The 25,713-nt window shown below is 40.0% G+C and carries 20 protein-coding genes and 6 tRNA genes; 3 read left to right on the plus strand and 23 right to left on the minus strand.

Annotated features, from left to right (window positions below; translation table 11 throughout):
- Positions 1-177 precede the first annotated feature (177 nt).
- The 16 genes from I6F45_RS04615 to xerD all read right to left on the minus strand — a co-directional run bounded on the left by I6F45_RS04615 (position 178) and on the right by xerD (position 16,271).
- Positions 178-1,920, minus strand: coding sequence for a potassium/proton antiporter (locus I6F45_RS04615; RefSeq protein WP_197159788.1), 1,743 nt, complete (start codon positions 1,918-1,920; stop codon positions 178-180).
- Between the two features lie 462 nt (positions 1,921-2,382).
- Entirely contained in the window at positions 2,383-3,759 is a 1,377-nt protein-coding gene (locus I6F45_RS04620) for a Na+/H+ antiporter NhaC family protein (protein WP_165740614.1), read from the minus strand.
- Between the two features lie 190 nt (positions 3,760-3,949).
- A complete protein-coding gene (gene pbp4b / locus I6F45_RS04625) occupies positions 3,950-5,608 on the minus strand; it encodes a penicillin binding protein PBP4B (protein WP_197159791.1) in 1,659 nt (552 codons plus the stop codon).
- A 9-nt stretch (positions 5,609-5,617) separates the two neighbouring features.
- A complete protein-coding gene (locus I6F45_RS04630) occupies positions 5,618-6,793 on the minus strand; it encodes an exo-beta-N-acetylmuramidase NamZ family protein (RefSeq protein ID WP_197159793.1) in 1,176 nt (391 codons plus the stop codon).
- Positions 6,794-8,496: 1,703 nt separating this feature from the next.
- Positions 8,497-8,573 (minus strand) — tRNA-Arg (locus I6F45_RS04635).
- A gap of 115 nt (positions 8,574-8,688) precedes the next feature.
- Positions 8,689-8,765: transfer RNA gene (locus I6F45_RS04640), tRNA-Arg, on the minus strand.
- Between the two features lie 51 nt (positions 8,766-8,816).
- A tRNA-Arg gene (locus tag I6F45_RS04645) sits at positions 8,817-8,893 on the minus strand.
- Between the two features lie 51 nt (positions 8,894-8,944).
- A tRNA-Arg gene (locus I6F45_RS04650) sits at positions 8,945-9,021 on the minus strand.
- A 74-nt stretch (positions 9,022-9,095) separates the two neighbouring features.
- Positions 9,096-9,172 (minus strand) — tRNA-Arg (locus I6F45_RS04655).
- A gap of 38 nt (positions 9,173-9,210) precedes the next feature.
- Positions 9,211-9,303: transfer RNA gene (locus tag I6F45_RS04660), tRNA-Ser, on the minus strand.
- Positions 9,304-9,431: 128 nt separating this feature from the next.
- On the minus strand, positions 9,432-9,614 hold the full coding sequence (locus I6F45_RS04665; RefSeq protein WP_165727226.1) for a hypothetical protein: 183 nt from the start codon (positions 9,612-9,614) through the stop codon (positions 9,432-9,434).
- Positions 9,615-9,945: 331 nt separating this feature from the next.
- The gene (lysS, locus tag I6F45_RS04670; protein ID WP_165727225.1) at positions 9,946-11,481 is read right to left on the minus strand and encodes a lysine--tRNA ligase; all 1,536 of its coding nucleotides are present in this window, start codon (positions 11,479-11,481) and stop codon (positions 9,946-9,948) included.
- Positions 11,482-11,507: 26 nt separating this feature from the next.
- A protein-coding gene (gene prfB / locus I6F45_RS04675) for a peptide chain release factor 2 (protein WP_165727224.1) occupies positions 11,508-12,606 on the minus strand; the annotation gives its coding sequence in 2 pieces (ribosomal slippage) (positions 11,508-12,530 and positions 12,532-12,606; 1,098 coding nt in all).
- A 143-nt stretch (positions 12,607-12,749) separates the two neighbouring features.
- Positions 12,750-14,471, minus strand: coding sequence for a single-stranded-DNA-specific exonuclease RecJ (recJ, locus tag I6F45_RS04680; protein WP_007583770.1), 1,722 nt, complete (start codon positions 14,469-14,471; stop codon positions 12,750-12,752).
- Between the two features lie 81 nt (positions 14,472-14,552).
- Complete coding sequence (gene dsbC, locus I6F45_RS04685) at positions 14,553-15,281, minus strand: bifunctional protein-disulfide isomerase/oxidoreductase DsbC (RefSeq protein WP_007583768.1); 729 nt, start codon at positions 15,279-15,281, stop codon at positions 14,553-14,555.
- A gap of 63 nt (positions 15,282-15,344) precedes the next feature.
- On the minus strand, positions 15,345-16,271 hold the full coding sequence (xerD, locus tag I6F45_RS04690) for a site-specific tyrosine recombinase XerD (RefSeq protein WP_024590718.1): 927 nt from the start codon (positions 16,269-16,271) through the stop codon (positions 15,345-15,347).
- Positions 16,272-16,365: 94 nt separating this feature from the next.
- On the opposite strand from xerD, the gene fldB reads away from it, so the two are divergent.
- Complete coding sequence (gene fldB / locus I6F45_RS04695; RefSeq protein WP_007583764.1) at positions 16,366-16,887, plus strand: flavodoxin FldB; 522 nt, start codon at positions 16,366-16,368, stop codon at positions 16,885-16,887.
- Between the two features lie 350 nt (positions 16,888-17,237).
- Here fldB and I6F45_RS04700 read toward each other — a convergent pair whose 3' ends face one another.
- The 4 genes from I6F45_RS04700 to I6F45_RS04715 all read right to left on the minus strand — a co-directional run bounded on the left by I6F45_RS04700 (position 17,238) and on the right by I6F45_RS04715 (position 20,925).
- Positions 17,238-17,705: a YHS domain-containing (seleno)protein gene (locus I6F45_RS04700; protein ID WP_007583762.1), complete on the minus strand. Its 468-nt coding sequence runs from the start codon at positions 17,703-17,705 to the stop codon at positions 17,238-17,240.
- Between the two features lie 139 nt (positions 17,706-17,844).
- Positions 17,845-18,291 carry a DUF2147 domain-containing protein gene (locus tag I6F45_RS04705; protein WP_024596176.1) on the minus strand — a complete coding sequence of 149 codons (447 nt, stop codon included), beginning with the start codon at positions 18,289-18,291 and terminating at the stop codon, positions 17,845-17,847.
- A 164-nt stretch (positions 18,292-18,455) separates the two neighbouring features.
- Entirely contained in the window at positions 18,456-20,165 is a 1,710-nt protein-coding gene (locus I6F45_RS04710) for a DUF4153 domain-containing protein (protein ID WP_197159794.1), read from the minus strand.
- A gap of 61 nt (positions 20,166-20,226) precedes the next feature.
- Positions 20,227-20,925, minus strand: a complete 699-nt coding sequence (locus I6F45_RS04715) for a tRNA1(Val) (adenine(37)-N6)-methyltransferase (RefSeq protein ID WP_165727218.1) — start codon at positions 20,923-20,925, stop codon at positions 20,227-20,229.
- A 75-nt stretch (positions 20,926-21,000) separates the two neighbouring features.
- Here I6F45_RS04715 and srmB point away from each other — a divergent pair, with 75 nt between their 5' ends.
- Both srmB and I6F45_RS04725 read left to right on the plus strand, forming a co-directional pair.
- Positions 21,001-22,227, plus strand: coding sequence for an ATP-dependent RNA helicase SrmB (srmB, locus tag I6F45_RS04720; RefSeq protein ID WP_166376491.1), 1,227 nt, complete (start codon positions 21,001-21,003; stop codon positions 22,225-22,227).
- Between the two features lie 272 nt (positions 22,228-22,499).
- Positions 22,500-22,820 (plus strand): BON domain-containing protein, encoded by a 321-nt coding sequence (locus I6F45_RS04725; protein ID WP_010553266.1) that lies wholly within the window; start codon positions 22,500-22,502, stop codon positions 22,818-22,820.
- Between the two features lie 93 nt (positions 22,821-22,913).
- Here I6F45_RS04725 and I6F45_RS04730 read toward each other — a convergent pair whose 3' ends face one another.
- The 3 genes from I6F45_RS04730 to yaaA form a co-directional block, all read right to left on the minus strand.
- A complete protein-coding gene (locus I6F45_RS04730) occupies positions 22,914-23,597 on the minus strand; it encodes a hypothetical protein (protein ID WP_166376490.1) in 684 nt (227 codons plus the stop codon).
- A 240-nt stretch (positions 23,598-23,837) separates the two neighbouring features.
- Positions 23,838-24,794: a mechanosensitive ion channel family protein gene (locus I6F45_RS04735; RefSeq protein WP_165725197.1), complete on the minus strand. Its 957-nt coding sequence runs from the start codon at positions 24,792-24,794 to the stop codon at positions 23,838-23,840.
- Between the two features lie 121 nt (positions 24,795-24,915).
- Positions 24,916-25,695 carry a peroxide stress protein YaaA gene (gene yaaA / locus I6F45_RS04740; RefSeq protein ID WP_039488339.1) on the minus strand — a complete coding sequence of 260 codons (780 nt, stop codon included), beginning with the start codon at positions 25,693-25,695 and terminating at the stop codon, positions 24,916-24,918.
- Positions 25,696-25,713 lie beyond the last annotated feature (18 nt).

Genomic DNA, 25,713 nt, shown 5'->3' on the forward strand with positions numbered 1-25,713 from the left:
CAATAAAAAGGAGTTGGGTTTCGTGTTAATCAACCCAACACATCTGTTTGGTGTTGTGAAGAAAAAAACTAGATATCAGCCTCAAGTAGTTTAAAGAAAGCTTGAGGCTGGTTAGAAGAGATAGTATTTACATAGCTAAAAGCGAGCTGTCACCACTTAATAAATCATTGTAAATAATTACGGTTTTAAAAGTCGCTTTTCTGGATTGTTTAAATACTTTAAGCCAATAGTAACTATGCGTGTATGTACCATTGTTATAACGCGTATTTGCACATTTCCAATAACAACAATATCGCCTTTACTGACTTCTCCTGAAAGCTTTTGGTTAATCACTTCTTCCAAGCTTATCTCTTCTGGGGCGTCTATATGCATGTGATAAGAGTAAAATATATCACCTACCAACGTTACTCCTTTCACTTTAAGTTCGTTGTGCGCTAAGTGGCTATCTTGATGGTTTGTTTTATCGGTTGCTGTAAAAACTAAATCAACAAAAGGCCTGTTATCTGGTTTTAAAACAACAAATAAATGATCGTTTGCTTTTAACTTAGTTGAGCCTCTTGGCGGTATGATTGACGGACCCCGAGTGATCATAGCAACAACCACACTTTCAGGAAGTGCAGCATGTGACAAGCTGCGCCCAGAAACCCGCGAAACGTCACTTAAAGTGTATTCTACAATTTCTATATCAATATCGTTTAGTGCTGTGATTTCGAGCGTTGCAGCAGCGAGATCAGGTGGCGGCTCTACTAAATTTAGTTTTTTAGCCATCCAAGGCATTGTTGAACCCTGTAACGTGGCTGAAATTAACACCACGAAAAAAACCACATTAAAAATAAGCTCTGCCCCTGAAAGGCCAAATAGTAATGGGAATATAGCTAAAATAATGGGTACTGAGCCTCTAAGGCCAACCCAAGATACAAACAAAGTTTCGCGATTATTAAAGCCAAACAGTTTTAAAATAGGCGCTACAGCTAATGGGCGAGCAACAAAAATAAGTGCCAGTGCAATAAGCAATCCTTCTAACCATACATCAACCAATGACGATGGGTTAATAAGGAGCCCTAATACAACAAACATGGTTATTTGCCCAAGCCATGCTAAGCCGTCATGAAACAGAAAAATACCGCGTTTATATACAAATTTGCTGTTACCTAAAATAACACCCGTTATAAATACCGCTAAAAATCCACTGCCGCCCAGCGTTGCAGAAAGACCAAAAGAGAGGAGTCCGAATGCGGTTACCATGACTAAATATAAACCCGATGCATTTAACTTAATTCGATTAATAAACCAAACCGATACTTTACCGATTAAAAGACCAAAAATAGCGCCTACACCCATTTGCTGAGCAAATAACTGCAGTAACTCCATCCCTATTGGCATGTCATTAACGAGCATTTCTAACAAACCAACCGTTAGAAAAATAGCCATTGGATCGTTCGAGGCACTTTCTATTTCAAGGGTAGATTTAAGCTTTTTATTTAAGTGAATACCCGCACTTCGTAAAAGCGCAAACACTGCTGCGGCATCTGTAGAGCCAACAATAGCACCCAGTAATACACCTTGTAATATGGGCAGATCTAAAATATAAGTGGCCACAAGGCCTGTAATTACAGCGGTAAATAACACCCCGACGGTTGCTAAAGCAGACGCGGGTTTCCACACTTGTTTTATTGAACTGGTAGGCGTTTGTAAACCGCCATCAAATAGAATAATGGCAAGCGCGAGAGTACCCAAAGCATGTGCGGCCTCTGCGTTGTCGAATGAAATACCTGCAATACCGTCTTCACCTGCGAGCATACCTACAAGTAAAAATAGTACTAGCACCGGTAAGCCAACGCGTGCAGATAATTTGCTCGAGATCACTCCAAGTAAAATTAAAATGGCACTAACGAGAATGATATTATCAATTGCAAACATAGTGTGGATTTACAGCCTTATATGAATTATACCAATCCGCAATAATACTTAGTCATTTTGCGGGGCTAAACGTGTCGCTACCTGCGTTAAAAAATTCTCATTTACGACTGCATGGATGCAGAAGGTAGAGCAATGCAGGAGCAATTGCCGAGAACAACTAAATAGCGAATTTTTTGCCTAGCTATCAATACGTTTTTCCAGCCTCAAAATAGATTACTTAATTAAGCGAATTGGTATTAAAAAGTAAGAATTTATAGCTAACAAAAAGCTTAAAGCTCATGCTATACAATAACCTAAAAAATATAAATACGGGTACTTAAGTCTATAATTAAATAGTTTTTCTAATAACTATAGAGCCTTTTAGTTTGGTATTGCTTGGCTCTATATTAATTAGCTTTATTTATTTTGAAAACAAAAAAGCCTGCAATTAAGCAGGCTTTTAACTATTTAAACTATCGTATTTTATAAAACAATAATGCTTGTTATTAAGTACGCTAAAAACGTAAGGCCACCACCAAATAAGGCATACGGTAGCTGCGTTTTAACATGGGTGAGTAAGTCACATCCCGATGCAATAGCCGATACAGCGCTGGTGTCGGATATAGGCGAGCAATGATCGCCAAATATACCACCACCCAAAATAGCACCTACCACAAGCGATGGCGGTAAACCTAGCGCTTGAATAAGTGGCACACCAATTGGGATTAATATAGCGAACGTGCCCCACGATGTACCCGTAGTAAACGACATAACCGCACCAGTTAAAAACAGCACAGGTACTATTAAGTAAATAGGTAGGTAGTCGCCAACAAGTGACGCTACAAATACGCCAGTACCCAACTCTTTTAAGCTTGCGCCAAGTGTAAGCGAAAGCAGTACAATGGCGACCAGTGGCATTAATTCGCCCATGCCTTTAAAACCGGTATCAACTAATTGATGGTGCGTAAATTTACGCGAACCAATCATTAAAAAGTAAGCAACAACAATGGCTAAAACCGTTGCGTATAATACTGATTTAGAACCGCTGCCTTCTGCTAATACACCATTACCAGTGTAATACATAAAGCCAACCATGCTGGTAATGAGCGTAATAAGCGGGATTAACATGTAACGCGCTTTAGAGGCTTTTATTTCATCTTTTAAGTCGGTTGTTTGAAGCTCTAGTTTTTCTTCGGCTTCTTTCATAGGGCCGTGCACTTTATCAAACGCGATGGTGTAAAAAACAATGACAAGGGTAATTATGGCGTAAAAGTTATACCCTACGCTGCCCCATAATACCGATACGGCCGACTCACCTAGCTCGTAATTACCTAACAAACCAAGCACAAATGCCCCCCAGCCGTTAAGTAGTATTAAAATACACACTGGCGCACTGGTGCTGTCAATAATGTACGCTAGTCGCGCTCGGCTCATTTTAAATTTGTCGAATAAGCCACGCGATAAAATACCCGAGGTAAGTACGCTCAGGTTAGATTCTATAAATACCGCTATGCCAGTAAACATGGTTAAAAAGCCCACTTGGCGCTTACTTTTTGCAATACCTTTGTTCATTAGCATATTAACCGTTGCTGCCACACCGCCAGATTCACGAATGTAGGCAAGCAGTGCACCAATTAAAATACTAAATATTAATATGCGTGTATTACCTGGCGAACTAGCAACCGAAATAATACGTTCAATGGTATTTAAAAAAGTATCAAACAAGCTATTACCTTCGCCCTGCAAGGCGAGTAAAAACTCAGAAGAAGCAACGGCAACAAGTAGCGCCATAATCACTTCTTTTCGCCAAAACACGATAGCAATCGCAATTAGCGGCGGTAAAATAGAATACCAATGCATAAAAAGTTAACCTTAATTATTAGCGAGTAGCCTCGCTTTGTACGCGTTTTAACGCTTATTTGTTAAGCCTAACAACATAAACCGGCTTAGTTTTATAGACCGCTTAGCTTAATGGATTGGCTTACTCAAGTCACCTGTAAATAAATCACTTAAGGTGGCACAGTTAGTACGTTTTAACCTATACGATAGCTTATTGATTTAGTAGTGCTTCATAAATAAGCGACACTACCGATCCGTACTGTGCGGTTTCAAATTGTTTGCCTGTAAATTCGTAACGCTTTAGCGAGCCTTTAATTGCACTATGGCGAGCATTGGTAAGTAAAACAATAGCTAAGTCGTAAGCGGGGTCAATTACGGTCACTGTCCCCGTCCAACCTGTGTGTCCATAAGCCTGCGCGCTTGCATAAGGGCCAAAATGCCAGCGCCTTGCTTGGTTGTTACCAGCAAGCCTAAAGCCAAGCCCGTAGGTTTCGTCGCTTGATTGCGGCGTTAAAAATTGCGCTAAGGCGCTTGCACTAAATAATTGTTGGTCGCCGTAGCCACCATTATTTAATAATAGCTGGCAAAGCACGGCTAAGTCATGAGCGTTACTAAATAGCCCCGCATGCCCTGCTACGCCATCAAGCGAGTAGTAAGCGCGCTCGTCATGCACTTGGCCTTGTAAAACAGTGGTGCGAATATTATCAAACTTAATACGCCCGTCTCGTGTGTTGCCGCTAAGCTCGGTGGCTGCAAATTGCTGCGGCTTAAAGCCTTTTTTAAGTGGATTAAATAACGTGTTAGTTAATTTTAGTGGCGCATACACGTGCTGCTCTAGGTATTGGTCAAGGGGCTGCCCAGTGATACGCTCAATTAGTACGCCTAAAATCATGTAATCAATATCTGAATAAATAGGCTGCCCAGATGATTCACTGCTAAAAGGCACGCTGGTAAGTAATAGCTGTTTGGTGGTTTTACTATTTAGCGAATAAAACGCGTCGCCATTGCTGCCATCTTTACGGTGAAAGTCAAATACTGGCGGATATCCGGCGCTGTGTGTAAGTAAATCTTTTACTGTGCGTTGTGAGCGCCCTTCGCCTTTATATTCGCTTAGGTAGCTTTGTACGGGTTTATTAATATTTAATAGCCCTTCGCTTACTAATTTCATAAGGGCAAAGTTGGTGGCAAATATTTTGGTGTTTGAAGCAAGGTCAAACAAGGTATTAGTTTGCATTAGCTCCGGGCGTAACAGCATTAAGTCACTTTGCTGATATTGCTTTGCATCGCCATAAGCAGTTAACTTTATTAGCTCGCCATTTTTAACAACAGCCAACACAGCCCCAGGAAAACCCGCTTTTACATCGCGATTTATTAACGCATCCACTTCGCTAAAATCTACATTTTTTACTGGATCGTCGCTTAAAGTAGGAAATGCAAAACGCAGCGTTAAACTTGCGCCAGCAGGGAGAATATTTTCAACTTTAAAGGTATTAACGCCGTTGTGAGTGTTTTTTGCCAAGCTGTAATTGTATAAGGTGTTGGCGCTTAGTTGGTTAACGTCGAGCTTTTGATTATTAATGTAAATATCGGCGCTTTGTGCGTTGTGGTTTTGTATTAATAATTGCCCGCGCCCTTTGTAAGCTTTAAACGTTCCTCGGTTATTTACATAAAACCGGCTACTTGGATTTACCTCAGGAAACGTTACAACCACTTGTGCGTTAGGCAGTTCTACAAGTTGGCTTTTTGTAAGTGGTAGCACCGAGCTAATAGGCTCAGGTGGTGTACTACAACCCACAACAATAAAGCTTAACGCCGCTATAAATGCTTTTTTTATATAACTACACCTTTGATTTTTTAAAGCAATAAACATGCTTAGCCCTTATTTATATAACAAGTAAGGCGCTCTTTGCGCTTTAAATTGCGCAAGCCCCGCCTGCCAACTTTGTTTTATTTGCGCCTCTGATTGCCCTGCTTCAATAGCTAAGCGCAATTTATTAGTACCCGCTAGTTTATCCATAAAGTCAGCGCGCTCAAAAAACGAGATGTTGCTTTTACTAAGCTCCGTGTACGCATTTATTAAGTAAGTTAAGTTTAGGCCTGTGATATTTGCCTGTCTTAAATCGAGCCCTTGTACGGTTTGGTTTTTAAATTTAGGATTTAAAGCCGCACCTTTAATTGCACGCGGCGTAAAATTAAAATCACCTAATGCAACTGGCGAATAGCCTATTACTTGAAACGCAAAATCGGTGCCTCTACCAATACTTACGGGCGTTGCTTCAAAAAAGCAAAGCGACGGATAAAGCGCAATCGCTTGGTCATTTGGTAAGTTAGGGCTTGGTTTTACAGGCAAGCTATACGTACTTTTGCGAGTGTAATGATCAACAGGGATCACGGTTAGTTTTAAATCGGCCGCTTTATTGATCCAGCCCTCGCCTTTGATCATTTTGGCAAGCTCGCCAACGGTCATACCGTGCAAAACAGGAATGGGGTGCATGCCTACAAACGATTTAAATTGCGGCTCTAATATTGGTCCGTCAACGTAGGCAATATTTGGATTTGGTCTGTCGAGTACTAAAAATTCTATCCCCTGCTCTGCAGCGGCTTCCATCATGTAGTGCATAGAGCTTATGTAAGTATAAAAACGTACGCCCACATCTTGAATATCAAAAATAATTACATCAACATCGGCTAGAGCAGCTTGGTTTGGCTTTTTATTTTTACCATAAATTGAAATAAGCGGAATACCAGTTTTATTATCAACGGCACTTTTTACATGTGCGCCTGCATCGTGATCGCCTCTAAAACCATGCTCTGGTGCAAAAATTTTAGTTATGTTGATGCTTTTAGTCAGTAGAGCATCTACTAAGTGAGTTTGCCCTACCGTTGATGTTTGATTAACTACCAGCCCTACGCGTTTATTTTTTAACTCTGGTAAATATTTAGCATATTGCTGCGCACCAACAACAAGTGAGCTTTCAGATTCGTTGGCTTGTGCGCTGAAAATAAAAGTGGCGTTGAGAAATAAAAATAGAGTAATAAATGCGGTTTTAAACATACTGCAATATCCTTTTAAACAAGGCGTTTAAAATAACATAGGTAATATTAAAGAGCAGCTTTAGAAAGGGGTCGAGTAGGTTTTGAATAGATATAATAATTAGAAGCTGCGCTTCTCACGCGAGCAAGCTCAGCGTCTACAACGGACAAATAAACTCGGGGTTTGGATTTAAGGATTAGGGCTGGTTTTACTTGTAGGCGTGCAACTTCCTGACGCGACGAGCAACGTTCGTAAATAAAGTATCGGTTATATCGGTGGTAAGTGATTAGAAGCTGCGCTTCTCACGCGAGCAAGCTCTGCGGCTACAACGGATAAATAATCTCGGGGTTTGGATTTAAAGATTAGAGCTGTTTTTACTTGTAGGCGTGCAGCTTGCTGACGCGACGAGCAACGTTCGTAAATAAAGTATCGGTTATATCGGTGGTAAGTGATTAGAAGCTGTGCTTCTCACGCGAGCAAGCTCTGCGGCTACAACGGATAAATAATCTCGGAGTTTGTATTTAAAGATTAGGACTGGTTTTACTTGTAGGCGTGCAGCTTGCTAACGCGACGAGCAAAGCTCGTAAATAAAGTATCCGTTATATTGGTGGTTAGTAATTAGAAGCTTCGCTTCTCACGCGAGCAAGCTCTGCGGCTACAACAGATTATTAAACTCGAGTTTGGATTTAAAAATTAGAGCTGGTTTTATTTGTAGGCGTGCAGCTTGCTGACGCGACGAGCGTAGCTCGTAAATAAAGTCTGAGTTATATCAGTGGTAAGTGATTAGAAGCTGCGCTTCTCACGCGAGCAAGCTCAGCGGCTACAACAGATTATTAAACTCGAGTTTGTATTTAAAGATTAGGGCTGGTTTTACTTGTAGGCGTGCAGCTTGCTGACGCGACGAGCGTAGCTCGTAAATAAAGTCTGAGTTATATCGATAGTAAGTAATTAGAAGCTGCGCTTCTCACGCGAGCAAGCTCAGCGTCTACAACGAATAAATAAGCTCGGTGTTTGTATTTAAAGATTAGGGCTGGTTTTACTTGTAGCCGTACAGCTTGCTGACGCGACGAGCAACGTTCGTAAATAAAGTCTGAGTTATATCGGTGGTAAGTGATTAGAAGCTTCGCTTCTCACGCGAGCAAGCTCTGCGGCTACAACGGATAAATAAGCTCGGGGTTTGGATTTAAAGATTAGAGCTATTTTTACTTGTAGCCGTGCAGCTTGCTGACGCGACGAGCGTAGCTCGTAAATAAAGTATCGGTTATATTGGTGGTTAGTAATTAGAAGTTTCGCTTCTCACGCGAGCAAGCTCTCCGGCTACAACGGATAAATAATCTCGGTGTTTGGATTTAAAAATTAGAGCTGGTTTTATTTGTAGGCGTGCAACTTCCTGACGCGACGAGCAACGTTCGTAAATAAAGTATCGGTTATATCGGTGGTAAGTGATTAGAAGCTGTGCTTCTCACGCGAGCAAGCTCTGCGGCTACAACGGATTATTAAACTCGGGGTTTGGATTTAAAGATTAGAGCTGTTTTTACTTGTAGGCGTGCAGCTTGCTGACGCGACGAGCGTAGCTCGTAAATAAAGTCTGGTTATATCGATTGTAAGTGATTAGAAGCTGCGCTTCTCACGCGAGCAAGCTCTGCGGCTACAGGAGTGGTAGTTTACATTTCACTTTATTTCAGGCACAAAAAAACCGACTTAATGTCGGCTTGTTATGAAAGTGGTGGGCGCAGGAGGATTCGAACCTCCGACCGCTCGGTTCGTAGCCGAGTACTCTATCCAGCTGAGCTATGCACCCACTTTCATAGATTGCTTATTTAAACTCTAAGCAGAGCGTATAAATTCAGGCATAAAAAAACCGATTTCCATCGGTTTATTTTTCTTACACTTAAAAGTGTATGAAAACATGAAAGTGGTGGGCGCAGGAGGATTCGAACCTCCGACCGCTCGGTTCGTAGCCGAGTACTCTATCCAGCTGAGCTATGCACCCACTTTCATTTTTACTATTACTTGTTTTTACTCTAAGTGAGAGTCTATAAAGTGGTGGGCGCAGGAGGATTCGAACCTCCGACCGCTCGGTTCGTAGCCGAGTACTCTATCCAGCTGAGCTATGCACCCACTTTCATTTTTACTATTACTTGTTTTTACTCTAAGTGAGAGTCTATAAAGTGGTGGGCGCAGGAGGATTCGAACCTCCGACCGCTCGGTTCGTAGCCGAGTACTCTATCCAGCTGAGCTATGCACCCACTTTATAGTTTACTTATTTTAACTCTAAGTAGAGCTTTTTCTTATTTAGACTCTAAGCAGAGTTATTAAAGTATGGTGGGCGCAGGAGGATTCGAACCTCCGACCGCTCGGTTCGTAGCCGAGTACTCTATCCAGCTGAGCTATGCACCCATACTTTAAAACTTTACAAAACACGCCATTAAAAGAAATGGTGGAGAGGGAGGGATTCGAACCCTCGATAGAGCTACAAACTCTATACTCCCTTAGCAGGGGAGCTCCTTCGGCCACTCGGACACCTCTCCGTCTTGTGGGGCGTATAATAAAGATTTCAGAAAATATGTCAAACACTTTTCTACCAAAAACGACTATATGGTTACAGATTGCACATATGCTTGGTTTAAAAGTGTAATTAGTTTGAAATTTAAGCGGGTTACGTATTTTTATTTGAAGGATTAACACCTAGCACAGGAACTAAGTCATCCGTTAACTGAGCCAAATACTGTTCTTGGTAACCTAATTGTTGAAATTCGGCAATACAAGCACGGTAGTAAGCATCTCGTTCTTGCTCTGTTGTGCATTCTTCTGATAAATCATCTACTCGTTTATCTTTCATACTATTATTCTAAGTCCTTTAAGAATCTATATTGATCTGCTAAATGCTAAGCAGTTTAAATTTCGTGCGTATTTTAGCTAAAACCTTTACATTAATACAACATATGTTTAAAAAACAATCATACTAAAAAGTTATAGCACTGTTAGTTTTAATATTAAAACTGCCAATAACAATAAATTAGCGAAGCTGAATTGCACATTAACCAGTACTAATAACTACATTTAATTTTTAGTGTAGTACTTATTAACTAAAATAACAAAAGCCGATTTAAAAAACAAAAAAACGCCGCTATTAAGCGGCGTTTATTAACTTACTTTGCTCTACCCAAAGCTTAGTCAGCTTGTGGACGCATATGCGGGAACAAAATAACGTCTTTAATTGTTGATGAGTCAGTAAACAACATTACTAAACGGTCAATACCAATACCTTCACCTGCAGTTGGCGGTAAGCCGTACTCAAGTGCGCGTATGTAGTCTTCATCGTAATGCATTGCTTCATCATCGCCTGCGTCTTTCTCTTCAACTTGGCGAGTAAAGCGCTCAGCTTGATCTTGTGCATCGTTAAGCTCAGAGAAACCATTTGCAAGCTCACGACCGCCAACAAAAAATTCAAAACGGTCTGTAACAAATGCATTGTCGTCGTTACGGCGTGCAAGTGGCGATACTTCCCACGGGTAGCCAGTAATAAACGTAGGTTGAATAAGCATGTGCTCTGCTGTTTCTTCAAATATTTCACACAAGAACTTACCAGGCCCCCAAACGCAGTTTTCTGGAATTTTAACGTGCACTTGTTTAGCGTACGCTTTTAATTCGTCAAAGTGGTTTTCTGGGTCATTAAATACCGCAGCATCAAACTCAGGGTTATATTTTAAGATAGCGTCCGCCATGCTTAAACGTGTAAACGGTTGGCCAAAGTCGTACTCTACTGAGTCAATCACTTCGCCGTTTTCGTCTTTAGTTGTATTAACTACAACTGCACTACCAAGTACGTTTTCTGCAACTGTACGTAGCATGTCTTCGGTGATGTTCATCAGGTCGATGTAATCAGCGTATGCTTGGTAAAATTCAATCATTGTGAATTCTGGATTGTGACGCGTAGATAACCCTTCGTTACGGAAGTTACGGTTAATTTCGAATACACGGTCAAAACCACCTACCACTAAGCGCTTTAAGTAAAGCTCAGGCGCTATACGTAAGTACATGTCGATATCAAGCGCGTTATGGTGAGTTACAAACGGACGCGCAGATGCACCGCCAGGTATAACCTGTAGCATAGGTGTTTCTACTTCCATAAAGTCACGGTCTGCTAAAAAGCGACGAATGCCTTCAACTACTTGCGAGCGAATACGGAATGTTTCGCGCGTTGCTTCGTTGGTAATTAAATCAACGTAACGTTGGCGGTACTTTGTTTCTTGATCTGATAAGCCATGGAATTTTTCAGGCAACGGACGAAGTGACTTAGTTAATAATTGATACTCAGTCATTTCTACGTATAAATCGCCTTTACCCGATTTATTTAGCGCACCTTTAACACCAATAATATCGCCAGTGTCTAGTTGACCATATTTTTCTTTAAGATCTTTTTGAACATCTTTAGATGCATACGCTTGTACGCGACCTTTCATGTCTTGAATTACAAAAAACGGTCCACGCTTTGCTAAAATACGGCCAGCGATAGACACAACTTCTTGCATCTCTACTAATTCTTCTTTGCTCTTATCACCAAACTGGGCTTGCAAATCAGCCGTGTAATGCTCACGACGGAATTGGTTTGGATGACCGTTGGCTGGGCAATTTTCGCGTATAGCGTCTAACTTGCCGCGACGCTCAGCGATTAACTTGTTTTCGTCTTGGATTTTATCAGTCATTTTTTAGCTCTTTATTAGCTTGGTGGTTATAGGCCAGATTTAAGGCTGGCTTCAATAAATTTATCTAAGTTACCGTCAAGTACCGATTGGGTATTGCGGTTTTCAACGCCTGTACGTAAATCTTTAATGCGTGCGTCATCAAGTACGTATGAACGAATTTGACTACCCCAACCAATATCAGATTTCGCGTCTTCTTGCGTTTGTTTTTCAGCATTTTGCTGTTGTAGCTCAAGCTCAAATAATTTAGCTTTTAACTGCTTCATCGCTTGGGCTTTATTTTTATGCTGCGAACGCTCGTTTTGACACTGCACTACGGTATTTGTTGGTACGTGCGTAATACGAACCGCCGATTCGGTGGTGTTAACGTGCTGACCACCCGCGCCTGATGCACGGTAAACGTCTATACGTAGGTCTGACGGATTCATATCAATTTCAATATTATCGTCAACTTCTGGGTATACAAACGCAGAAGCAAATGAAGTATGACGACGACCACTTGAGTCAAATGGGCTTTTACGCACTAAGCGATGCACGCCAGTTTCGGTACGTAACCAACCGTAAGCATATTCGCCAACAAAGCGAACTGTTGCGCCTTTAATACCGGCTACGTCGCCGTCGGTCGCTTCAACTAGCTCAACTTTAAAGCCTTTAGCTTCGCCCCAGCGTAAATACATACGAAGTAAAATATTACACCAGTCTTGAGCTTCAGTACCGCCAGAACCCGATTGTAAATCAAGATAAGCATCGTTTGAGTCGTGAGGACCGCTAAACATACGACGAAACTCTAAACCTTCTAACTGCTCGTTTAAATCAGCAAGTTCAGTTTGTGCTTCAACAAAGGTATCTTCGTCTTCAGCTTCTACTGCTAGCTCAAGTAAGCCTTCAACGTCGTCTGTACCGGCTACAAGGTTGTCGATTGTTTCAACAACCGCTTCCAATGCTGATTTTTCACGGCCAAGCGCTTGTGCGCGTTCAGGCTCATTCCATACGGCTGAATCTTCAAGCTCGGCGTTAACTTCTTCTAAGCGTTCTTGTTTAAGAGCGTAGTCAAAGGTACCCCCGAAGCAATTCAGTACGTTCGCGAATTTCCTTGATTTGATTAATCACAGGATTCACTTCAAACATGTACATCACTCCAAAATGGCTAGGTAATTGCGCCCCTTAAAATGGGATTTTCGCAATAAATTATCGTCAAATGATAAAAACGCCCGATTTTAACAAAAAACCGCGCGCTTTATTAGCATTTTATGCATGATATTACATATTTTTTAGTGCACTTTTTCAAGCTCTCTAACTATTAATTGCAGCGTAAATTTACCTCTAAACTCATTTATATCGAGCTGGTACGCTACTTTTACAAACTTCGCCTCAGTATCTGGCCATTCTTTTACATCAATACCAAAAGCAATGGCATCAACTAAACGACCTGATTGATGTTTTAACACGAGCTTTAAATGCTTTTCGCCTACTATGCGCTGCTGTATTACTTCAAAGGTATGCTCAAACACCGGCTCAGGGAATTGCTGACCCCACGGGCCCGATTGCTTTAATAGCTGGGCAAATTCCATCGTAAAGCAGTCGTTTGGCAGCTCACCGTCGGTAAATACAATACAGCGTTTACTTTCTTCACTCAGTTGCGCGCTAACTGCGGCATCAAACGCTTTTTTAAAGTCGTTAAAGTGTTGCTCGTTAATACTTAAGCCGGCTGCCATGGCATGGCCACCAAATTTATTAATCAAGTGTGGGTCGGCTGTATTAAGCCCTTCGAGTAAATCGCGCATGTGTAGCCCTTCAATAGAGCGGCACGAGCCTTTAATTTCACCGTTTTCGCCACCAGCAAATATAACTGTTGGGCGGTGGTATTTTTCTTTTAAGCGACCAGCCAAAATTCCAATAACACCTTGATGCCAATCGTCTTGAAACAAACAAATTGCATCAGGGATGTTATCGTCGCTAAATGCGAGCCTATCAAGCACGGCTTGCGCCTCGGCTTGCATGCCTTGTTCTATTTCGCGCCTTGCAAAGTTTAAGCTATCGAGCTCGCCCGCAATACTACGCGCTTGGTTTATATCGGTGCTAAGCAAGCACGCTATACCCAAACTCATGTCGTCTAATCGCCCTGCTGCATTTAAACGCGGTGCAAGTGAAAAGCCAAAGTCGCTTGCACTTAAGCGGGCAGCATTGCGATTAGCCACTTCAATTAGCGCGGTAATGCCTGGGCGTGTTTTACCACTGCGAATACGTGCTAAACCTTGGTGTACTAAGGTACGGTTATTTGCATCAAGTGCCACTACATCAGCAACCGTACCAAGCGCTACAATGTCGAGCAAGTTAGCTAAATTAGGCGGCGGTTGCTGCTCAAAATAACCTAGATCTCGCATTACGCTTCTCAGCGCTATTAATAAGTAAAAAGCAACGCCAACGCCTGCAATAGATTTAGACGGAAAATCACATTCGTGCCTATTTGGATTTACGATTGCATCGGCATTTGGCAGCTGTTCACCTTGTAAGTGATGATCTGTTACCAGCACTTTTATGCCAACCGCTTTTAAAATATCAATACCAGCAATACACGATATGCCGTTATCTACGGTGATCACTAAATCAGGCTTAATTTGCACTATTTGCTCAGCAAGCGCGGGGCTTAAGCCATATCCTAAGCTAAACCTGTCAGGAATTAAGTAATCTAAATGCTTAAAGCCAAACATCTCAAGGCCTTGCATTAATGTTGCAGTGCTTGTTGCGCCATCGGCATCAAAGTCGCCAACTATTAATATTTGGCTTTGCGCTTTTAATGCTTCAATTAATAAGTCGCTGGCTTTGTCGATGTCTTTAAACAATTTGAAGTCGTGAAGCGTAGCTACGCTGTTATTTAGCTCTTCGGCATTGAATACATTGCGGTTAGCATAAATTTGTTTAATTACAGGGTGTAAATTACTCGGCAGATGCGAGTCGTCAACGTTTTCACGCGCAATGATTAGTTTTTTCATGCAGGGTTTTAACTTATTGAGTCGTATTAAAAAGACAAAAAAAGGCCATTAAGGCCTTTTTAATAATAACTAAGCGTTTAATTACGACGCTTTGTTCGCTTCTAATGCTGCTTTTAGTGCTGCTGCTGGCTGGTAACCAGGGATCATTGTACCATCTTCTAAAATAATAGCGGGTGTGCCGCTAATACCAAAGCTTTGACCTAATTGGTAATGCTCTGCAACCGGTGCGCTACAGCCTGCAACTACTTTAGTGCTTGTGCCCGATTTAGCTTCTGTTAGTGCTTCTTGCTGATCGCGTGCACACCATACGTTCATTAAATCTGCGTAACCTGAACCTTGTAAGCCACCACGTGGAAACGCTAAGTACTTAACGGTAATACCCGCATCAAGTAAATCGTCTAACTCGCGGTGTAATTTACGACAGTAACCACAGCTAATGTCGGTAAATACAGTAATGCTGTGTTTTTCGTTTGGCGCTTTGTACACAATCATCGACTCTTCGTATTCTTTAAGACCTTCAACACGCACGCCATTTAATGCTTGCTCTGTTAGGTTATTACGATTATTTAAATCAATTAACGTACCTTGCATTAAATATTGACCGTCTGGACTTGCGTAAAGCACGCCCTTGTTAGTAATCAATTCTTTTAAACCCGTTACTGGACTTGGGTTAATTTGCTTTACAGTTACACCAAGCTCGGCAAATTTAGTAATAATAGGATCATTAGCATCTGGTGTTACAGCAACGCCATTTGCAAATGCACTAATACTTGTGCACAACATGGCACCTGCTAACATTAATTTTTTCATAACTTCTCTCTATCCTAAAAATACTTAATATATTGACCGGCTTAATGATATTTACTTTCAAACTTACGCACGCGGATGATGCTCTGCATGTACCGACTTTAACCGTTCATTGGCAACATGGGTATAAATTTGCGTCGTTGATAAATCGCTATGGCCCAACATCATTTGTACCACACGTAAATCTGCCCCATGATTTAATAAGTGCGTAGCAAAAGCATGGCGCATAGTATGGGGCGATAATGGAGACTCAACTGCTGCCAAAATAGCATAGTGTTTAATTCTATGCCAAAAGGTTTGTCGCGTCATGCCTACTCCGCGTTTAGATGGGAACACAAAATCGGTGGCATGTTTTATCATTTGCGCACGCCCACCCTTTAAAAATTGCTCAAGCCAATACATGGCTTCTTCACCCAGTGGAACTAAGCGCTCTTTATTACCTTTACCTTTTACAAACACCACTGCTTGGCGCAAATTAATTTGCTCCATGCGCAGTCCAACAAGCTCACTTACACGCAAACCCGTTGCATAAAGTAGCTCTAGCATGGCTTTATCGCGCAGTCCCATCGCTTCTTCGGTATTAGGCGCATTTAATAATGCCTCAACTTCGGCCTCTGAGAGTGTTTTAGGTAACGACTGCCCTGCTTTTGGCTGAGAAATATTTAGCATGGGGGTGTCGCTAATTAGTTTTTCGCGCACAAAGTACTGATAAAAACGCTTTAGCGCACTAATACTGCGTGCCGTACTGCGTGGTTTTAAGCCTAAATCGACTCGGTGCGCTAAGTAACTTTCAACATCAAGCCCTGTTACCGTCATTAAATTTTCGCCCTTTAAAAATAGGCAAAACTTATCTAAATCACTGCGATAAGCACTTAATGTGTTTTCGCTTACGCCTTGTTCTAAGTACAGGCTATCTAAAAAAGTTTCTAGGTAGTCGCTATTACTGCTCATACTGCTGTTATTTTCAAAAGAATCGTCAGATAGCGTTGTCACATTATGCTCTCATGCTTTGCTAAGGTATCAATTAAAAATACCTTACGGTAAACTTGAGCCTATCATATCAGGCAATTACACAGTGATAAATACGATGCAAATTGGTTTATTTTTTGGTTCTACTACGTGCTACACCGAAATGGCAGCAGAAAAGATTCGCGACATTATTGGTGCCGATATAGTTACCCTGCACAATATTAAAGACGAGCCACTAAAAAATGCAGAGCAGTATGACTTTATCATCTTTGGTATTTCAACATGGGATTTTGGTGAAATACAAGAAGACTGGGAGTCAAAGTGGGACGACATAGCCGACGTAAACCTAAATGGTAAAACCATTGCTTTATTTGGCATGGGCGATCAACAAGGTTACGGGCAGTGGTTTCAAGATGCGCTAGGCATGCTACACGACGAAATAAATACGCAAACATTTACTCAACTTGGTTTTTGGCCAAACGACAGTAGTTACGAGTTTGAAGCTTCAAAAGCATTAACGCCTGATGGCAAACAGTTTGTAGGACTCGCACTCGACGAAGACAGTCAATACGAGCTAAGCGACGACCGTATTGCAACGTGGGTTGAACAGGTAATGACTGAATACGGCGAAACGCTTTAATTTACTTATCAATACTGACAAATAAAAAGCAAAAAGCCCGCAACTAGTTTAGCTGCGGGCTTTTTAATTAGGGCGTGTTGATCTTTGGTGGGGGAATTTGCAGCAGTATGTTTGGTTTTTAGGCAAGGCAGAGCCTATGTAGTGTGGTTATTCCCCATAAATAGGCGATAACGCAGCATAAATGCCAAACATGCACTGCCCTCTGGGTTCTTTTTAGGGGCGATCAACTCTTTGTTGCTCGGTTTTTACTTAGCCCACTAGGTTACAAACCTCGCGCCGCGATTTAATCGCCCCTAGATTGAACAAATTTCAATCCACAAAGATCAACACGCCCTAGCAATATGAGTAATTTATTGAAACGTCATAACATTGGTTGTTTGTGGGTAGTACCCATCTGCCATAACAATGTACGGTAATAAATTACTTAACCATTTTTGCTGCACGCTTTCGCTATAGTTTAAGTAAAGCTTACCTTCGTGAATATAAAATGCTTCTGGGTCTATACCTACAGCGTTACCTTCATCAGCCATTGCATAAGCACACCAACCACCGTATTGCGGTGCATAACGCTTTGGGTTTTCTGCAAATGTCGTTTTGTTTTCTTCACTCGAAAAGTGCCAGTTGGCACCTAAATAACTAAACGTGTATTTGTCGCTGCCTTTAACGGCTTTATTTTGCGTAAAATAAGCAACGCTGTCGTACCCTTTAATAGCCGTGTTATTAAACCAACCCGTATTTACAGCATCATCCTTTGCATTTGCCCCACCGCTTATTAACAGTGCGCTAAGCATTATTAAAGCAACTATGTACTTAATCATCTTTTTTCCTTTATTATTTACTCAAAATTGAATGCCAATTAAATATAGCTGGCTTAGTGAGTAAGAAAGGCAAAGCGCAAAAATGATTTCAGTTAATACTTAATTATTTAACGCCCAGTGATTAAATAAGTAGTAAAACTTACTCTACTTTTAGCCAATATTGGTTTCGGTAAAAAAAGCCAATGTAGCCGCGTACCTCGAGCTTTTTACCTTCATCTTGCGGAGTTAGTTGTAAAGTGTAGGTTTTACCATTTGTTGGATCGAGTATTTCACCGTCTCCCCAAACACCATCATCTTGTGCTTTTACACCCGTGATTATAGTCATTCCTAAAATAGGCTGATCTTTTAACTCATCATCGCATTTACTACATATATCATTTTGTTTTGCCGGGTTAAGAATGGTTTCAACTTTGCCGCTTAATACACCGTTGGTTTGGGTAATACGTACATACGACTTAGCTTGGTTTGTATCCTCGTCAATCGTTTTCCAAAGCCCTACAGGCGTAATAGCAGCAAACACACCTTGGCTTGCAAAAATGGTGGCTGCTAACGTGCTAAGTAATGCTAATTTATTTAACTTTTTCATTGTGTTGCCTTTTAAATTAAGTGGCCAATGGCTAAATCATATCAGGTGATTTATAAACACACTATTAAAGCGCTGTACATAAAATAAAAAACTAAAAGAAAAAACCTAAACTAATAATCATTAGTTTAGGTTTAAGGGGCAGTAGCATAAAAAAAAGTAACGTATTACCTCACTTTAAAAACAACATCCCCTATTTTTAGATTTGAATATTCAGGCTCAACTAAAGATAATTCGTTATTATCAATCATGCTTTTAAGGTATCTAATCTCTTCAGGATTTTCGACATTCATATACCTTGAGCGCCACTTACCCATGTCGAATAACCAAAAATATGCGGTCGTATTTCCATTATTTTCGTCTATCACTATAAAATCTAGCTCATCATCATTGTTTAAATCCATGCCAATGAAATAGTAAGTATGTTCTTTTAAAGAGTTACGATCGTAAAAATGTTGTTCAGAAAATACTGCCTCTATTAAACCTTGAGGTATTAGCGCTTGTGATGGCCAAAATACACTGCGCTCAATAAAATCATCGACTGTGTGTTCAAGCGTTAAAGCAAACTCATTATTTACATACATCCTATCGACAATAGCGTATTGCTCTGGGTGACTCGTTTCAATTTTCTGTTTTAATAACTGCATAGCTAAATAACCTTGACGACCTAAGCTGTACTCAAAATAGTAATAATCAAACTTTTCTACTGTTACTTTACCTGCATCTAAACGCGCTATTTGGCTGTTTGTAGATAAGCTTTGAAAGTTTAATAAAGGAGAGTTAACAACAAGCATACTTACAAGTACAACCCAGCCCATCACAATATTTATTTTGCTAAGCGGCTCTAGCCAATTATCTCTCTTTGTAATTATTCCAACAAGATAACTAAACGAAAAACACGCCAATAAAAACCAAATTAAAATACCCCAACAACGATCTACCGTTAGCCCATGCTGATCTACCCGTAAGTAAATTCCATAGGCAGAAATAACACTATAAACGGGAAGTAACGCAACGCTTATAAAAACGAGTCGATGCAAGAGCAAGTAATAAGGGCGAACTGATGAGTCATCTTTATAAACTGTATTAACAAAAAATAAGGTGAGCACCTGCAGCCACATTACTAACAAACTACCACTTCCGGTTTCCCATAATTTATTGAGCCCGGTAAAAGGAAGTGTTGCTAAAAAACCGAGAGAAATAACTGATAAAACAGGAAGTAAAAACTTAATTAAAGTTTGTAGTAAAAAAGCGATATTATCTTCAATGTTCAAAAGCTTTCTAAATATGATACTCGCAAAGGCAAATGCGAGCGTTAAGATTGGGATCCAAAACCATTCATTTCTTAGTAGCTCAGAGAAAAATTTTATATCTAAAATATCAAATAAAGCCGCACCTAAATTTAGAATTCCCCAAAAAATAAGCACGAACAGCCAGCATTCCCCAAAAATTATAAAATTGCGCCAAGAAAGCTTAAACAAACGACTGTAGCTAACATTTTCCGAACTACCAAATTGTTGAATGTACATAAGGCCTTTAAAGCCAGCTATTAAACTAGTAAAAATAAAAGCTGACATTAAAGTGTTATTACTTACGTACTCTTGAGGCTCTTGCTGAAAGCCTGCATACGCACCCAGTAAAGATAACAACAAGGAAAAAGGAAGGATTAAAAGTAACGACGTTTTTATATTATTTTTATTAACAGTCATTAGCATTAATAAAGGAAAGCTCATAGAAAATGTAATAAGTGAGACTAGCCATGTAGGGCTTGTTGCTGGCCACACATTGTTTTCTATACTGCTATATAAAAGAGTAAGAGCAATAGCCTGTAATACAGCAAGTGTAATTATAAAGGGTTTAGGTATCTGACTATCCATATCTGTTCTCAGCGATAAGTTTTAGTTAGTTTGCGTTATTCGTTCCTATTTTACAATTGCTTCACATTTTCAAATAAAATGCTTTGCACAGGGCTATATAATCAGCCGTGTAGGTATTATCTAAGTTTCTAATACACAGTGTTGATGATTCTATATCGCTTTTTACGTAGCTAAATGTCATTAAACTGCGGCTAATATCTTTATTTGGCGTGGCTTTCACTTGGCAATGAGTATTTAAATAAAGCCCATTTTGAGTAGCAAGCTCAATAAATAGCACGCCTTCAACTCTCGGGAGTATTAAGCTAAAGCGAGAGCTTCTATGGCTTAAACGTTTAAACGCATTAATTAACTCTTCAAAACTTAGGCCGTCGGTATGGCGTGCGGTATTACGCGCAACATTATCGCCTTTTAAACTGTGATTAAAATACGGTGGATTAGAGATAACCACGTCAAATTTAACTTCACTACTAAAGCTTTGAATAGTTTGGTGCGTAATACTTATAGTTGGCCACGGGCTATTAGCTACATTTTGTAATGCTTGGGTATAGGCGCTTTCGTCAATTTCTACCGCAGTTATATCAAGCTCATTACTGCGCTGCTTACACATTAGTGCTAGTAAGCCGGTGCCGGTGCCTATATCAAGTAATGACTTTGCACCGCTTAAATTAGCCCATGCGCCAAGCAAAATGCCATCGGTAGAAACTTTCATTGCACAGTGGTCGTGTTCAACTTTAAATTGTTTAAATACAAAACCAGACATTTTTTCACCTTTTCATTCACCAAGCGCAGCATAGCGCGTATAATCAGGGTAATTGTCCCTTATTTTAGACACTCTATGCAATTTTCTGAATTTGATCTTGATAACAAGCTACTCGATGCCATTAATAAAATGGGCTACGAGACGCCAACCAGCATTCAACAACAAGCTATTCCTGAAGCACTACAGGGGCGCGATATTTTAGCATCTGCGCCTACTGGTACAGGTAAAACAGCGGCATTTTTAATTCCGGCTATTCAGTACTTACTGGATTTCCCACGTCGTGACCCTGGTTTTGCGCGCGTACTCGTTATGACCCCGACTCGTGAGCTGGCTTATCAAATTCATGAACAATGTGAACTGCTAGCTAAACGCACACACCTAAAAATTGGTGTAGTAACAGGCGGTATTAACTACGGCACGCATAAAGAAATTTTTGAAAAAAATAATGATATTTTAATCGCCACACCAGGTCGATTAATGGAATACCTAGAAACCGAAAACTTTCATGCTGAACACGTAGAAATGCTTATTATTGATGAAGCAGATCGCATGTTAGATATGGGTTTCAAAAAAGAAATGAGCCGTATTTGTGACGAAGCTAAAAATCGTCGCCAATGTTTTTTATTCTCAGCAACACTTGAAGGTGACAGCGTAGAAAGGTTTGCTGAAAAAACATTAAGCGACCCAGCTCTATTAGAAGCCGAATCGTCACGTAAAGAAAAAGCTAAAATTCACCAATGGGTACATTTAGCCGACGATTATCATCACAAACTTGAATTATTAGTTAATACGCTAAAAAACCCTGACGTAACTAAAGCGATTGTGTTTGTTAAAACTCGCGAACGCTTAGAAACATTGATTGGCGAACTTACAACTAATGATGTAAAAGCGGCGTGGTTACGCGGCGAAATGCCACAAGACAAACGTATGAAAGCCATGGAAAACTTCCACAGTGGCAAAACAAGCATATTAGTTGCTACCGACGTAGCTGCACGTGGTATTGATGTATCTGACATCAGCCACGTTATTAACTTTGATATGCCGCGTACTGCCGACGTATATGTACACCGTATTGGTCGTACTGGCCGTGCTGGTAAAAAAGGGATAGCAATATCGCTAGTTGAAGCACACGATATTGGTATTTTATATAAAGTAGAGCGCTACGTTGAACAAAAATTAAAACGCCGTGTAATTAGAGGTGTCGAGCCACAGCATAAAGAAGCTAAGCCACCGGCTAAAAAACGTAAAGATCCAGTAAAAATGAAAGCCAAGAAAAAGGCTAAGGTTAAAAAGAAAAAGTAACCTAAAACATTTTTATACTAAGCCGACTTTTGTCGGCTTTTTAATGCAAGCCTTGCAGGCTCTGCTGTTTGTACCTGTTACATATGTAACCCAAGCATGTAACTCATACTCATTTAAATGTAATTTTTGCCCACCTGAATTCCCACTTAATAAAATTCCCTTATATTTCATAGCGTTAATATTGGCACCGAAATTGTAACTACAAAGATAACCTAGCCGATGGAATTTCCATATTGTGGCTGCACTATTCACCGTAATGTAAGGATTAAGTTATGAACCGCTTCAAGTTAACTATCGCTTTAGTATCATTTTGTTGTTTATTTTTATTAGCTTGCGCTACAAAAGTAAGTGCAGCAACCAACATGGCCGTAGTAAGCAGTGTAGCCACTCAACCTAACTTACAACAAGCTATCACCAACACCCTACGAACTAATCCTAACCTAGCGTTAAGTGATATTCGCGTGCAGGTAAAAAATGGTGAAGTAGATTTATACGGTGAAGCACAAACTGGTTTTCAGCGCGCACTGGCTCAAAAGTTTTTAGAAAATATGGATGGGGTTAAAATCATTCGTAACAAAATTAGCGTTATTTAATACGCACCACATAAACTTATTTGTATAACTAATTCATAAGCGCGGCTTGTTACTCCAACACAAGCTGCGCTTTTTTATGTTTATTTTTTGTAGTTATTTCAATTTATCTAGTTGTTGAATAACATCACTTAATTTAAAACTACTTTTTTGTGAATTAAAACTTTCAACAAAAACTTCTTTAAAACTGCTTACCGTAGAATCTTCATTTAGCTCAAAAGGAAAACCCTTAAGTTCCTTTGTTTTTGGGTTAAACTTATAAACAAAATTGTCACCACTTAAACCCGCTGAAAAAACGTAATGATGATTATCAACCCATCCTGCCGCGCCATGAAATAGAGCAATATTTATTTTATCGTTTTGAGTATGTACGCCGACTTTAACTACATTATTTTTATTGAATGCGGCTTTTGTTATCTCTTTACTGGGGATAAACCAAAACCCTTTTGTATTACCCACAAACACAGCTAAATATTCATTATCAGGTGACCAAGTGATAACGTTACTTTCATAACTTTTTCTAGGGCATAAAACATCATCTGAGCTACAAAACTCTCGTAACTTCTCTTTTTCAATATATGCCGCTTTATTTGGTAAGATTAATGTAGAGGTAAGGTTTTTGTTTTTATCGAGAAAAAGTATTTCAGCGGTATTGTTATCTATATTTAATTTATAACTCACATCATATTTAGCATTATATTCGTTACCTACTGAAATAAAGCTAATAACTAGGCTTGAAAATAAAATTATTTTTGTAAACCATTTAATCCTTAACTTCATTTGTTTGTAACCCTAATATCTAAAAAAAATACACCTTGTATAACCAATAATTGCATAATAAATAGATAAAAGGGAAACTTACCTTATAAAAAATACGTTACAAAATCTGCTGGAGAAAATAATTAATGAATAAAGAAAAGTGACTTGAACTAATTAAAAAGCGCATTTTTTACTCTGTAAAAATGCGCTGTTGGTAAGTAACTATTTCCCAATGCTTTTGCCTAATGAGCTTTAACTAAATTACTCACTTTGGTTAGAGTCAGTACCGTCGCTACTGTCTTTATTTGATGACTGCTGGCTTATTTTGTCGCTTATCATGGCATCGAGTTTTTCGCCGCCTTTAATACCAAAATCTAAAGTACGAATTGGGAATGGAATACTAATGTCAGCCTCATCGAGTGCCTGCTTAACGGCAACAACACCTTTGTGGCGTACCGTCATAAAGTCAGGCTCACCTGGGTATTTAATCCAAAACCACACCAGTAAGTTAATGCTGCTGTCGCCAAAACCTTCGGCGTATACAGCGGTTTCGTCTTTACGTATTACGAAGTCAAATTCATTTATTTTTTCGACGATGACGTCCTTTGCTTTTTCTATGTCGTCGCCGTACGAAATACCTACAGGTACTTCTATGCGCCTAACACCTAGCGTGGTGTAATTTTTTAGTACATTTCTAAATAATACTTTGTTTGGTACCAGTATTAACTGCCCATAAAAGCTCTCTATTAGCGTGTTACGTAGGTTTATAGAATGTATTGAACCAAACACGTCATCGGTTTCTATTACGTCGCCTGTTTTGAATGGTTTGCGTACACCCATAGCAATACCGGCTATTAAGTTTTCGGTCATATCCTGAAAAGCAAAACCAATTGCTAAACCAACAATACCCGCACCAGCAAGCAGTGAGGTAACAGTGCCTTTTAAGCCAACAAAATCGAGCGCTATAAATAAGCCTATACACAACACAATAACTTTAAAAATTGACGCCATTAAGTCGGCAATTTGTTTTGAGTCGAGTGAGCGGCGTAATACGTTTTTCATCAGCTTGCCAGCAAAGCGTGCCAATATTGAAAACACAATTGCGATCAGTATCGCAACTATAAAATTAGGGATATGACTTATTACAACATCAAACCACCCTCCGAGCTTTTCTTCTATTAGTTTTTCGGCTTCGTCAATTGACGGAATGCTGATCATTTTATTTGCACCTATTTAATTAGTGTTCTCATTAATATTAGATGAGATTGCAAATATAACGCCAACATCAAAAAAGCCATGCAATGCATGGCTTTTAAGTTTTTTATTTAAGCTTATAAACCTAATTTTGTTCGTCGCGCATAAATACCGGCTCAAGCTCTTTAACTGTTGCCTCTGGGCTAAAGTAATAACCTGCTACCGTAAACTCTTTAAGTTGGCTTAACTGCGTTACTTTATTTTCGATAATGTAGCGCGCCATCATGCCGCGTGCTTTTTTAGCGTAAAAGCTAATTACTTTGTATTGACCGTTTTTACAGTCTTTAAAGTGTGGGGTAATAATTTGTGCATTTAATGCTTTCTTATCTACCGCTTTAAAGTATTCGTTTGAAGCAAGGTTAACTAAGTATTGCGCGTCTTGTGCTTTTAATACTTCGTTTAATTTATTCGCTATTACGCTGCCCCAAAACTCGTATAAGTTTTTGCCACGCGAGTTTTCAAGCTTGGTGCCCATTTCTAGGCGGTAAGCTTGCATTAAATCAAGTGGTTTTAATAAGCCATATAAGCCAGAAAGGATACGTAAGTGGTTTTGTGCATAATCAAGCTCGCTAGCTTTAAGCGTGCTTGCATCTAAACCGCCGTATACATCGCCATTAAAGGCAAGCACTGCTTGTTTAGCATTACTTTGTGTAAACGGCTGCGCCCACTCGCTAAAGCGTGCTGCGTTAAGCCCAGATAGCTTGTCGCTAATTTTCATTAAACTGCCAATTTGCGCTGGTGTTAGTTCACGGCATACTTTCATGAGCTCTTCGCTGTGCTCTAGTAATTCAGGCTGAGTGAACTTGTCTGTTGCGGGTGGCGTTTCGTAATCAAGATTTTTTGCAGGTGAAATAACAGTGATCATAGTTAGCTATTGACTTGT

The organism is Pseudoalteromonas sp. SWYJZ19 (genome assembly GCF_015864375.1).
Classification (GTDB): Bacteria; Pseudomonadota; Gammaproteobacteria; order Enterobacterales; family Alteromonadaceae; genus Pseudoalteromonas; species Pseudoalteromonas arctica.